This window comes from Candidatus Pelagibacter sp. PS_06 (assembly GCF_059418045.1).
Genome location: NZ_CM182078.1, coordinates 877,296 through 890,185, shown reverse-complemented (window position 1 = coordinate 890,185; position 12,890 = coordinate 877,296). Strand labels below are relative to the sequence as shown.

The window sequence follows — 12,890 nt, the reverse complement described above, 5'->3', positions numbered from 1 at the left end:
ACTCAAGAGTTAAGGAGTATCTTTGAAAAAAATAATATTCATTCAAAGCTTGAAGCATTAAACAATAAAATGTTAGAAGCCAATTTTTGGCAAGATAAAGACAATTCTAAAAAAGTAATTAAAGAAAAAAAATTATTTGAGGATCTATTAAACACTTACAAGCTATCAATAGATAATCTATCAGATTTAAATGATCTAAGTGAGTTGGCCTTAGAGGAAAAAAATGAGCCTATTCAAAAAGAGGTGTTACTAAATATTAAAGAGCTTAGAACTCTAGTAAAAAAGAATGAAGTTAAATGTTTTTTATCAAATGAAGCAGACTCTCTTGATTGTTATATAGAAATACACGCAGGGGCGGGTGGAACAGAAAGTCAAGATTGGGCAGAAATGTTAAGAAGAATGTACTTAAAATGGTCAGATCAAAAAAATTTTAAATCAAATTTAATTAGTGAGCACAAAGGAGATGAAGCAGGGATAAAATCATCATCAATTAAAGTTGAAGGTGATTATGTATTTGGATGGCTTAAAAAAGAGTCTGGGATTCATAGATTGGTAAGAATATCTCCATTTGATTCAGGGGCAAGACGACATACAAGTTTTGCAAGTGTATGGGTGTATCCAGTTGTTGATGAGAATATTAATATTGAAATTATTGAAAAAGATTTAAGAATTGATACTTATCGATCTAGTGGAGCAGGAGGCCAGCATGTAAATACGACCGATAGTGCTGTTAGGATTACACACTTACCATCTAAAATTGTTGTCCAATGTCAAAATGAGAGATCCCAACACAAAAATAAAGAAACGTGTATGAACATGTTAAAAGCAAGATTGTATGATTATGAAATTAAGAAAAAAGAACAAAAAAATCAAAATACAGAAAATTCTAAATCAGAGATTGGATGGGGTCACCAAATTAGATCATATGTTTTACAACCATACAGACTTGTTAAGGATAACAGAACAAATTTTGAAAGTACAAGCCCAGATAAAGTTTTAGACGGAGATTTAGATGAATTTTTAGAAAAATCTTTGTATCAAATTAAATGAGTAAAAAAATTTTAAAATCTACATCTATATTATTAATACCTTTTATTTTATTAATAATTTATTTAAGTACAGTTGGTATTGAGACAGAGAAATTTAACAAGCAAATCAAAGATATTGTTAAACAAAAAAATAATAAATTCGATACAAGTTTAAAAAAAATTAGACTTACCTTGGATCTATTAAATTTTAGGATTAATGCAAAAACAATAGATGCCAAAATAACTTTTAAGGGCAAGTCAATTGAGCTTGAATATATTAAAACTCAAATATCACTGAATTCATTAATTAAAAGTCAATTAGTTACCTCAGAAATAGAAATATCAACTAAACCAATTTTATTTAAAAATTTTGTATCATTTACAAGAGCCATAAATAACAGACATGAATTATTTTTTTTAGAACAATTTATAAAGAAAGGATATTTAATAGCAGATTTAAAATTTAATTTAGATGAGTTTGGTAAACTTAAGGAAGATTATAAGGTTAATGGTTTACTAAAAGAAGGAGAAATTAGTGTTTTAAAAAAAAACAAAATAGAAAAAATAAATTTTCTTTTCAATATTACAAATAATAATTTTAATTTTAGAGATATAAGTTTTGATACAAATAACATTAATTTTTTATCTAAGAGACTGAATATAAAAAAAGATAAAAAAGATTATTTATTTGAGGGTACCATAGGAAATAAAAATTCCTCTATAAATAATCAACTACTTCAAACAATCAAATTAAGATATCCTGAATTTGATCTAATAAATGCAAACTTTGAGTCTGAAAATGATTTTTCATTTAATATTAATAACAAGCTTAAAGTTAAGAATTTTGCAATAAATTCAAGTATCTTAATTAATAGCTCTCAGTTTAAAAAAAATAATTTAATAAGTGAGAACTTCATTGAGATTAAGGAGCTAATTGACTTAAAAGATCATAAGATAAAAGCATCTTATGCTGATAAAAAATTATCTATTGAAGGAAAAGGCCAAATTAAACTTCAAAATAAATTTGAACTTATTGATTATAAGTTAATAAATAATGTTTCTGATTTAAATCTATCATCAAATTTAGAATTAAGTGAGCTAGATATTAAAAATCAAAATTTAATTAAAGAATATTTACCTCAAACTCAGGATATCTTAAATCTTAAAGACCACAAGATTAAATTAAATTATCAAAATAATGTTCTGACATTTGAAGGCTCAGGGAAAATCAGATTAGAGAAAGAATTAAATAAAATAAAATATTTTTTTTCAAAAAAAGATAAAAAATATAATTTTAAAACTGATTTGGAAATTAATGATACACCAATAAAGATAGATCTTATTAATTATAAAAAAAATAAAAATTTTGATTCTCAATTAAAAATTAATGGAAATTATAATAAAAAATTTGGGTTTGATTTTAAAAAGATTACTCTTTTATCTAAAAGTAACAGTTTGATAGTTGGTAATTTAATAATAGATAAAGATAACAAATTAGCAAAAGTAGATAAAATTGACTTAGATTATTTTGACAATGAAAACATGAAAAATAAATTTGCACTTAGTAGAATTAAAAACAATAATTATGAACTAAAAGGATCATTATTAAATGCCGATACCATCATAACAAACTTGTTAGAAAGTAAAAATGATCAACAACTAGATATTTTTAAAGAAGATATTAACATAAAACTAAATTTATCTAATGTTTATCTTGATAATGATAACTCTGTTAAAAATTTAAATGGTAGAATTCAAATTATAGATAACAAAGTAGATTATACCAATATATCAGCACAATTTACAAATGATGAAAATTTAAAATTTACAATAAACACTAAAGAAGGAGAAAAAATTACAACTTTATCTTCCTCAAGAGCTAAACCGCTTGTAAAAAGATATAAATTTATAAAAGGTTTCGAAGACAATAATGAAGGTTATTTAGATTTTTATTCTTCAAAAAAAGATGGCATTTCAAATTCAAAATTAAAAATAGATAATTTTAAAGTCAAAGAAATTCCAGTATTAGCAAAGTTGCTGGCTCTTGCTTCTTTACAGGGGATAGCAGATTTACTAACTGGGGAGGGTATTAGATTTACAGATTTTGAAATGAATTTCACAAATAAAGATAAGCTTATGATTATTGAAGAATTATATGCGCTTGGGCCAGCTATATCTATCTTAATTGAAGGTTATATCGAAGAAAACAATTTAATTAGTTTAAGGGGCACATTAGTTCCCGCAACTACAATTAATAGATCCATTGCTTCAATTCCAATAATTGGAGATTTACTTATTGGAAAGAAAGCTGGTGAAGGTGTTTTTGGAGTAAGTTTTAAAGTGAAGGGGCCTCCAAAAAAACTTGAAACAACTGTAAATCCAATAAAAACATTAACACCAAGATTTATCACTAGAACGCTAGAAAAGATTAAAAAAAACTAATCTAATTCAATTTTTAAATGTCTTTTTTTTCCAATAGACAGCTTAAGGTAGTCCTCACTAAATAAATCGTTTGTAATAATTAGCTTCTCATCAGATATAACTTTATCATTAATTTTTATAGCTTTACCTTTAATCAATCTTCTTATTTCACTTTTAGATTTTTCTAATTTAGAGAGAACAACTAGATCAATTATATCTAATTTTTCACCAATTTTTTTTGAATTAATTTTTATAGAAGGTAAGTTCGAACCAAGAGTATTACCTGAAAAGGCCTCTTTAGCAGCTTGTTCTGAATTTTTTGCAGCATCTTCACCATGAAGCATAGAGGTTGTTTCATTAGCTAAAAGTATTTTTAAATCATTGATATTATTATTTTCAACTTTTTTAATATCTTCTATTTCCATATCTGTAAAATTTTTCAAAAATTTTACAACATCTCTATCATCTGTGTTTCTCCAAAATTGCCAATAGTCATAAGCAGATAGAAATTTCTTATCCAACCATATTGCTCCATTTTCAGATTTACCCATTTTTGCTCCTGTAGCCAGGGTAATTAAGGGGGTGGTTAGCCCATAACTTTGCTTATTTGAATATCTTTTAATAAGCTCCACACCATTGACAATATTCCCCCACTGATCTGAGCCACCAATTTGTAAAACACAATTTTCTTTTTTGCTAAGCTCTAAAAAATCATAAGCTTGCAAGATCATGTAGTTAAATTCCATGTAGCTCAAAGATTGCTCTCTATCTAGTCTTAGTTTTACACTGTCAAAAGTTAACATTTTATTAATTGTAAAATGCTTACCTATATCCCTAAGAAAAGAGATGTAATTTAAATTTTTAAGCCATGTATAGTTATTTACAAATATAGGTTTGGTTTCTAAGTTATCGTTATCTAAAAATTTTTGAAGTATATTTTTTATATTTTTAATATTTTTTTCAATTTCTTCTTCACTCAATATTTTTCTTGTTTTATCTTTTCCCGAAGGGTCGCCAATTCTAGTAGTACCTCCACCTAGTAACACTATAGGTCTATGACCATTTTTTTGTAATAATCTAAGACACATGATTTGTAACAAGCTACCAACATGTAAGCTTTCTGCAGTGCAATCAAATCCGATGTATGCTTTAATTCTTTCCTTGTCCATTAAACTGGACAATTCTTCTTCATTTGTGCATTGATAGAAAAAACCTCTATCTTTAAATTCTTTTAAAAATTTATTCATAAGTTTATAGTTACACAATATACAAATTTTTATTAAAAAGAATATCAATGAAAAATAAATTATATACAGCTATAGGATTAATGAGTGGAACCTCAATGGACGGAGTAGATGTATCATTGATCAGATCAGATGGATTTAATCAATTTACCAATATTTTAGATGAATATTTTGAGTATAATGAAAGTTTACAACAAGAATTAATTGAATTAAGAAATTTAATTGCAAATATAAATGATTTGAAAAAGTACTCATCAAGACTAAACAAGCTTGAGAGAGAAATTACTGTATTTCATAGCAAAATCGTCAGCAATTTGTCCTTTAAATATGAAGATGAGATCGATTTTGTTGGTTTTCATGGACAAACAATTTTTCATAATCCAGAACAAAAAATTACAAAACAATTAGGAGATGGAAGGTTAATGTCTCAATTAGTTAAAAAAAAAGTTATTTATGATTTTAGACAAGAAGATTTAGCAAATAAAGGCCAAGGCGCTCCATTAACACCTATTTTTCATAACTTATTATCTAGAAGAATAAATGAAAAACACCAAATAGATTTTCCTATTTGCTTTCTCAATATTGGAGGAATTTCAAATATTACCAAAATAATTAAAAAAGATGAAAAATTGGAAGAGAATTTAGAAGCTTTTGATTCAGGTCCAGGGAATTGTATGATTGACGAATGGGTAAGAAAAAATTCAAAAAATAATTTTGATGAGAATGGTTCAATTGCAAAAAGTGGTAAAATTAATCAACTATTACTGAATCAAGTAATTGATAATTTTAAAATAGATAGCTTTGATAAATCTTTAGACGTTAAAGATTTTGATATTTCATTTTCAAGAGGGCTATCATTAGAAGATGGTTGTGCTACAATCACTAATTTTACTGCTTACCTTATAGCAAAAGGAGTTGAGCATGCTAATGGAAGTAATATTAAACCAATAAAATATTTAGTTTGCGGAGGTGGTAGAAAAAATACCTTTCTAATTCAATCTATTAAAGATTATTTATTACATAAAAAAAATATAAGTTTAAATTCAATTGATGATTATAGTTTAAATGGAGATTTTATTGAATCCCAAGCATTTGGTTATCTTTCGATTAGATCATTTCTAAAATTACCAATATCATTTCCAAGGACTACAGGTTGTAAGGTGCCGACAATTGGGGGTAAGTTAGTAAAAAATTTTTAATAAAGAGCAGTCTCTTTTTTTATATATTTATCAAGATTTTTAATTAAAGTTTCCTCAGTTTTTGAAAAAAAATGATTAGCTTCAGGCACAGATTGAAATTCAACTTTTATACCTTTTTGAGCACTTAATCTTTTATCCAGTTCAGTGATATATTCTGATGGTACCAGCTCATCTTTTTTTCCGTAAATCATTAAACCAGATGAAGGGCATGGAGATAAAAAAGAAAAATCATAAACATTAGGTTGAGGAGAAATTGCTATAAATCTATTAATCTCTGGCCTTCTCATTAATAGTTGCATAGCTATTAGTGATCCAAAAGAAAATCCAGATACCCAGCATTGTGAGTTATCAAAGTTTTCTCTTTCAAGCCAATCTAATGCAGCTGCCGCATCAGCTAGTTCACCTTGTCCATTATCAAACTCACCATCACTTTTACCAACGCCTCTAAAATTTACTCTACACACTGAAAAATCATTATCCATAAATGTGTGAAAAGTATCTACAACAACTTTATTATTCATTGTCCCACCATATTGAGGGTGTGGTTGTAGCACTAGTGCAATCGGTGATGTATTTTTTTTACTTTTGTAATATTTTGCTTCAAGTCTTCCAGCAGGACCTGGAATAAATATTTCTAAAATTTTGTTATCCATATGCGATATTGATTATTATTCTCAAAAAAAAACTACGTTTATCATAAGTGAGCGACAATATGTTAGTTTTTTTATTGTAAACTATACTTGACCAATTTAGTCAGGTATGTATAAAAAGTCCACAATTTAAAGGGTAATATGAAATTAACATCTAAAGGTAGATATGCCGTAATGGCATTAGTAGATCTTGCAAGGTTTGATAGCATCAATCCAGTGTCGTTAAGAGATATATCTTTAAGACAAGGTATATCATTGGATTACCTTGAGCAAATTTTTTCTAAATTAAAAAAAGATCAAATTGTTAAAAGTATAAGAGGAACTCAAGGAGGATACGTTTTATCAAAAAAACCAAATGAAATAAAACTTACCAATATATTTCATGCAGTTGATGAAAAAGTTAAAACTGTACAATGTAAGAAAGAGTCAAAAAAAGGATGTAATGGTAAAGCAACTAAGTGTGTGACTCATAATCTTTGGGATGAATTAGAAACTCATATTAATACTTTTTTTGAAAAAAAAAGCTTAGAAGATTTATTAAAAAATAACACAGAACAACGAACATAAAATGGATCAAAGACAAAAAGAAATTGATAATTTAAAAGATTATAAGTATGGGTTTTCAACTGATATTGAAAGTACTAAAGCTCCAAAAGGTTTAAGTGAAGAAGTAATTAAATTTATTTCAAATATAAAAAAAGAACCTAAATGGATGCTTGATTTTAGACTTAAAGCATTTGAAAGATTTAAACAGTTAAAAGAACCTGATTGGCAAAAACCAAAGTATCCAAAGATTGATTATCAAGATTTATATTATTATTCAGCACCCAAAAGTATGGATGATAAACCTAAAAGTTTAGATGAATTAGATCCAAAACTTTTAGAGACTTATAAAAAACTTGGCATACCTCTTCAAGAACAAGCAAGATTAAATGGTATAGCAGTCGATGCAGTGTTTGACTCTGTGTCTGTTGCCACAACTTTTAGAGAAGAATTATCTAAACTAGGAATTATTTTTTGCCCTATATCTGAAGCTATCCAAAACCATCCTGAGTTAGTTAAGAAATATTTAGGGTCAGTTATTCCAACAACAGATCATTTCTTTGCCACTCTAAATTCTGCAGTTTTTACTGACGGTTCATTTGCATATATACCAGAAGGTGTAAGATGCCCAATGGAACTATCTACTTACTTTAGAATTAACGCTACTAACACAGGTCAATTTGAAAGAACTTTAATTGTTGCAGATAAAGGAAGCTATGTAAGTTACTTAGAAGGTTGCACTGCACCAATGAGAGATGAAAACCAACTACATGCTGCAAACGTTGAATTGATTGCACTTGATGATGCCGAGATAAAATACTCTACAGTACAAAATTGGTATCCTGGAGATAAAGATGGAAAGGGTGGAATATACAACTTTGTAACTAAACGTGGTTTATGTAAAGGTAAAAACTCAAAAATTTCTTGGACACAAGTTGAAACTGGCTCTGCAATAACGTGGAAATATCCAAGTTGTATTTTAAAAGGAGACAATTCTGTTGGAGAATTTTATTCGATTGCTATTACTAATAATCACCAAAAAGCTGACACTGGTACTAAAATGATTCATTTAGGTAAAAATACAAAAAGTAAGATTATTTCTAAGGGAATAAGTGCTGGATTTTCAGATATGACTTACAGAGGTCTTGTCGATATTTCATCTAAAGCTTCAAATTCAAATAATTATACTCAATGTGACTCATTATTAATGGGTGATAAATGTGGAGCGCATACAGTTCCATATATTAAGAATAAAAATTCTGAATCAAATATTGCTCATGAAGCTACAACCTCAAAGATAAGTGAAGAACAATTACATTATTGTCAGCAAAGAGGATTGAATGCAGAAGAGGCTGTTGGATTGATTGTAAATGGATTTTGCAAAGAGGTTTTGCAACAGTTGCCAATGGAATTTGCAGTTGAAGCCCAGAAGCTTGTGGGGATCAGTTTAGAGGGAAGCGTAGGTTAATGTTAAAAATAAATAAATTAAATGCAAAAATTGATAATAAGGAAATTTTAAAGGAATTTTCTCTCGATATAAATCCTGGAGAAGTGCACGCTATAATGGGTCCAAATGGATCTGGTAAAAGCACATTATCAAATATTTTATCAGGAAAAAAAGGCTATGAAGTTTCTGGAGAAGTTTTTTTTGAAGAAAAAGATTTATTTGAACTTGAAACAGAGGAAAGAGCTCATAAAGGTATTTTTTTAGCTTTTCAATATCCACTTGAAATTCCAGGAGTGAATACAAATATATTTTTAAAGACATCATTAAATGCAGTTAGAAAAGCAAGAGGTGAAAAAGAACTTGATGCTATAGAATTTTTAAAACTAGTTAAACAAAAATCCAAAGAGCTTAAATTTGATGAGGAGAAATTAAATAGACAATTAAATGTCGGTTTTTCAGGTGGAGAAAAAAAGAAAAATGAAATTTTACAGATGTCATTATTGGAACCAAAGTTATCAATTTTAGATGAAACAGACTCAGGATTAGATATTGATGCTTTAAAGATTGTTGCTGAAGGAGTTAATACCTTGCGAGACAAGAAAAATTCATTTTTAATAATTACTCACTATCAAAGATTACTTGATTACATAAAACCTGATTTTGTACATGTATTGATAAATGGAAAAATTGTTAAATCTGGAGGACCAGACTTAGCATTAGAATTAGAAAAAAAAGGATACGAAAATTTTCATTAGATGAAAGAGCAATTACAAAAAGATTTTGATAATATTATTAAAAATTTGAGTTTATCTCAAAGAGATACTGAAATTAAAAAATTTTATTTAGATAACTTTATAAACAAAGGATTTCCAAATAGAAGAGATGAAAATTGGAAATTTTCAGATCTTAATCAAATAATAAAAAAAAATATTGGGGAATTAAGTTTTTATAATGATTATACATCTACCAGTAAAGTTGATACCTCTGTATTTGTAGATGGACTAGAGCATAATAAAATAGTTTTTATAAATGGCAGAATTGAAAAAATTGAATTCAATTATGAAAAAAAAGACCAAATAGAAATAATTGATAAGTCAGAAAATATTAATAAATTTAACAATAATAATTCTTTATCTGATCTAAATAATGCTTTTACCAATAAATCTTTTAAAATAGTGGTTAAAAATGGCTATCAACTAATAAAGCCACTTATTATCTATCATATTACTAACTCTGATATTTGGTCTAAAAATATAAATTTAAGATTAGATTTTGAGTTAGGTAAAGATAGTTCTTTAAGATTAATTGACTTATATAACGATACTTCTGAAAAAAATTTTTTAAATATTTTTTATAACTTTGATCTAAAAGAAAATGCAGTTTTAAAAAATTACAAAGTAGATAAATTTGAAAATAAAAATATTAAATATTCCTTTAATAATATTGAACAAGATAAAAATAGTATTTCAGAAACATTTATTTTGTCTTCGGGATCAAATTTCTTTAAAAATGAAATTAATTGTAATTTAAAAGGGGAATATTCGTCAGCTTTTGTGAATGGCATTCTCTCTCTTAATAATGATAAACATCATGAAATTAGAACAGTAATAAACCATTTAACTGAGAACACGAAAAGCTATCAATTAATTAAAAGTGTTTTAGATGATAATTCTAAATCAGTGTATCAGGGAAAAATATTTGTTAATTCAGAAGCACAAAAGACAGATGGATACCAACTAAGTAAAGCAATCTTATTAAATAAAGACTCTGAATTTAATGCTAAACCAGAATTAGAAATTTATGCAGATGATGTAAAATGCTCACATGGCTCTGCATCAGGTAGCTTAAGTGAAGACTCTATATTTTATTTAATGTCTAGAGGATTAAATTATCAGCAATCTAGAGAACTATTGATTAATGGTTTTTTACTTGATGTGGTTGAAAAGATTACCGACTCAGAAATAAAAAATTTAATTAAAAATATGATTGGAATCAAAGAATGAAAATAGATGAAATTAAAAAAGAGTTTCCTATTTTTGATGAAAAAATTCAAAATAATGATTTGGTATATTTAGATAGTGCAAACTCATCACAAAAACCGAAAGTTGTAACAGATAAAATCAATGAATTTTATACAAAACAATTTTCTAATGTAGGTAGAAGCGTTCATTATCTTGCTGTTGCTGCTACTAATTTATACGAAAATACAAGAGCTTCAGTTCAAAAATATATTAATGCAAAAGACAAGAATGAAATTGTATTTACTAAAGGTGCTACTGAGGCATTGAACTTAGTTGCTAATACTTTAGGCCAAGATTATTTGCAAGAAGGTGATGAGATACTTATTACAGAATTAGAACATCATTCTAATTATGTACCATGGCATTTTCTGAGAAAATCAAAAAATATAAAAATTAATTTTGCTGAAATTAATGAAGATTGTGAGATTACTTTAGAAGAAATTGAAAAAAAAATAACACCCAAAACAAAGATAATATCAATTACCCATTTATCAAATGTTACAGGAGCCATTTTACCTATTAAAGAAATAACTGAGTTAGCACACTCCAAAAATATAATTGTTGTTGTTGATGGTTGTCAGGGAGCGCCTCATTTAAGATTGGATATGCAAGATTTAGATTGTGATTTTTATGCGATTTCTTGTCATAAAATGTATGGCCCTACCGGCTTAGGGGTTTTGTATGGTAAAAAAAAATGGCTTGAAGAATTGCCACCATATCAAGGGGGTGGAGGAATGATCAATGAGGTAAAAAAAGATAGAATTTCCTATGGTGAATTACCCAATAAGTATGAGGCTGGCACAATGGCTACTGCACAAGTAATAGCATTTGACCAATCTATTAAATTTTTAGAGAGTGTTGGAATAGAAAATGTGATGAAACATGAGGCAGAATTAGTTGAATATGGACAAGAGTTACTGCAAAAAAATAATTCTGTTAAATTAATTGGTAATCCAAAAAATAAGGGTGGCGTTTTATCTTTTACCATTGAAGGTATTCATCCACATGACGTAGCGACTATATTGGATGAAGATGGTGTGGCTATTAGGGCAGGCCATCATTGCTGTCAAATACTTCATGATAAATTAAATATTCCTGCAAGTTCTAGAGCATCAGTTGGAATTTATAATACTAAAGATGATCTTGATAAACTTAATGATGCTATAAATAACTGTAAAAAAATATTTAACTTATAATGAATTTAAAAGAATTATATCAAGAAATAATACTAGAACATGGTAAAAATCCAAGAAATCTTGGTAAGACCGATGATTTTAATAAAGATGCCAAAGGACATAATCCCTTATGTGGTGATAATGTTCATGTTTTTTTAAAACTTAATGGTCAAAAAATAGTTGAGGACATTTCTTTTGAAGGAAGTGGTTGTGCCATTTCAATGGCATCAGCATCTATAATGACTGATTTAATCAAAGGAAAAAATGAACATGAAGCTAAGGAGATTGTTGAAGATTTCTTAGGAATGATTAAAGAAAATCCAGAATTAAAATCTGAAAATTTGGAAGAAGATGAAAAAACAAAATTAATGTGTTTATCGGGTGTAAAGCAATATCCAATGAGAGTTAAATGTGCAACTTTATCATGGCACACTTTAGTGTCTGCATTCGATGATAAAAACGAGGAAGTTAAAACAGAAAATTAAAAGGATATGTCTAAAAAAGAACAGATAATTGAAGAGATTAGAAAAATTTACGATCCAGAACTGCCTGTAAATATTTATGAACTAGGCTTAATTTATGATGTTACTGTTGAAAATGAAAATTTTGCTAAAATTAAGATGACACTAACAACACCTAATTGTCCAGTAGCAGAAAGCTTACCTAAAGAAGTTAAAGAAGGTGCTATGCAAGTTGAAGGAATAAAAGATGTTGATCTTGAATTAGTTTGGGAGCCTCCTTGGAATAAAGATATGATGTCTGAAGCAGCAAAATTGGAGTTAAATTTATAATGAATCCTATAATCAAATTAAGTGATAATGCAGCTTTAAGAATTAAAGAAATCATGTCTAATGCAGAAAAAGATTCACTGGGTGTAAGAGTGTCAGTTAAAACAGGTGGTTGTGCCGGTATGTCTTATGTGATGGAATATACAAAAGAAATTAATCCTAATGATGAAGTCATTGATGATAAAGGCGTAAAAGTATTCGTTGATTCTGCTGCTATAATGTATTTGCTAGGAACTGAGATGGATTATAAAAAAGAAGAACTTTCATCATCTTTTGTATTCAATAACCCCAATGAAACAGAGCGTTGTGGGTGTGGTGAGTCTTTCAAAATAGAGTAGGACATATTATCCTATTATTTGCATATCAGTATTGCA

13 protein-coding genes are annotated in these 12,890 nt (G+C 27.7%); 11 read left to right on the top strand and 2 right to left on the bottom strand.

Going from position 1 to position 12,890, the window contains the following annotated elements:
- Positions 1-18 precede the first annotated feature (18 nt).
- The gene (prfB, locus tag AC5SLZ_RS04565; protein ID WP_080658533.1) at positions 19-1,050 is read left to right on the top strand and encodes a peptide chain release factor 2; all 1,032 of its coding nucleotides are present in this window, start codon (positions 19-21) and stop codon (positions 1,048-1,050) included.
- Complete coding sequence (locus AC5SLZ_RS04560; RefSeq protein WP_494615124.1) at positions 1,047-3,470, top strand: hypothetical protein; 2,424 nt, start codon at positions 1,047-1,049, stop codon at positions 3,468-3,470. The genes prfB and AC5SLZ_RS04560 overlap by 4 nt, the downstream gene beginning before the upstream one ends.
- Here AC5SLZ_RS04560 and tyrS read toward each other — a convergent pair.
- Positions 3,467-4,696, bottom strand: coding sequence for a tyrosine--tRNA ligase (gene tyrS, locus AC5SLZ_RS04555; protein ID WP_494615123.1), 1,230 nt, complete (start codon positions 4,694-4,696; stop codon positions 3,467-3,469). The genes AC5SLZ_RS04560 and tyrS overlap by 4 nt on opposite strands.
- A gap of 47 nt (positions 4,697-4,743) precedes the next feature.
- On the opposite strand from tyrS, the gene AC5SLZ_RS04550 reads away from it, so the two are divergent.
- Positions 4,744-5,892: an anhydro-N-acetylmuramic acid kinase gene (locus tag AC5SLZ_RS04550; protein ID WP_494615122.1), complete on the top strand. Its 1,149-nt coding sequence runs from the start codon at positions 4,744-4,746 to the stop codon at positions 5,890-5,892.
- Here AC5SLZ_RS04550 and AC5SLZ_RS04545 read toward each other — a convergent pair.
- Positions 5,889-6,533: an alpha/beta hydrolase gene (locus AC5SLZ_RS04545; protein WP_028036705.1), complete on the bottom strand. Its 645-nt coding sequence runs from the start codon at positions 6,531-6,533 to the stop codon at positions 5,889-5,891. The genes AC5SLZ_RS04550 and AC5SLZ_RS04545 overlap by 4 nt on opposite strands.
- A 150-nt stretch (positions 6,534-6,683) precedes the next feature.
- Here AC5SLZ_RS04545 and AC5SLZ_RS04540 point away from each other — a divergent pair, with 150 nt between their 5' ends.
- The 8 genes from AC5SLZ_RS04540 to AC5SLZ_RS04505 are packed head-to-tail and all read left to right on the top strand — an operon-like array spanning position 6,684 to position 12,854.
- Positions 6,684-7,109: an Rrf2 family transcriptional regulator gene (locus AC5SLZ_RS04540; protein WP_271497732.1), complete on the top strand. Its 426-nt coding sequence runs from the start codon at positions 6,684-6,686 to the stop codon at positions 7,107-7,109.
- A gap of 1 nt (position 7,110) precedes the next feature.
- Complete coding sequence (gene sufB / locus AC5SLZ_RS04535) at positions 7,111-8,553, top strand: Fe-S cluster assembly protein SufB (RefSeq protein WP_494615120.1); 1,443 nt, start codon at positions 7,111-7,113, stop codon at positions 8,551-8,553.
- On the top strand, positions 8,553-9,287 hold the full coding sequence (sufC, locus tag AC5SLZ_RS04530) for a Fe-S cluster assembly ATPase SufC (RefSeq protein ID WP_494615119.1): 735 nt from the start codon (positions 8,553-8,555) through the stop codon (positions 9,285-9,287). Before sufB ends, sufC begins: the two co-directional genes overlap by 1 nt.
- Positions 9,288-10,535 (top strand): Fe-S cluster assembly protein SufD, encoded by a 1,248-nt coding sequence (sufD, locus tag AC5SLZ_RS04525; protein ID WP_494615117.1) that lies wholly within the window; start codon positions 9,288-9,290, stop codon positions 10,533-10,535. It abuts the gene before it with no gap.
- A complete protein-coding gene (locus tag AC5SLZ_RS04520; RefSeq protein ID WP_023648202.1) occupies positions 10,532-11,749 on the top strand; it encodes an aminotransferase class V-fold PLP-dependent enzyme in 1,218 nt (405 codons plus the stop codon). The genes sufD and AC5SLZ_RS04520 overlap by 4 nt, the downstream gene beginning before the upstream one ends.
- Complete coding sequence (sufU, locus tag AC5SLZ_RS04515; RefSeq protein WP_023648203.1) at positions 11,749-12,213, top strand: Fe-S cluster assembly sulfur transfer protein SufU; 465 nt, start codon at positions 11,749-11,751, stop codon at positions 12,211-12,213. Before AC5SLZ_RS04520 ends, sufU begins: the two co-directional genes overlap by 1 nt.
- A gap of 6 nt (positions 12,214-12,219) precedes the next feature.
- The gene (locus AC5SLZ_RS04510) at positions 12,220-12,519 is read left to right on the top strand and encodes an SUF system Fe-S cluster assembly protein (RefSeq protein WP_494615116.1); all 300 of its coding nucleotides are present in this window, start codon (positions 12,220-12,222) and stop codon (positions 12,517-12,519) included.
- Positions 12,519-12,854: a HesB/IscA family protein gene (locus tag AC5SLZ_RS04505; protein ID WP_023648205.1), complete on the top strand. Its 336-nt coding sequence runs from the start codon at positions 12,519-12,521 to the stop codon at positions 12,852-12,854. Before AC5SLZ_RS04510 ends, AC5SLZ_RS04505 begins: the two co-directional genes overlap by 1 nt.
- Positions 12,855-12,890: the final 36 nt, after the last annotated feature.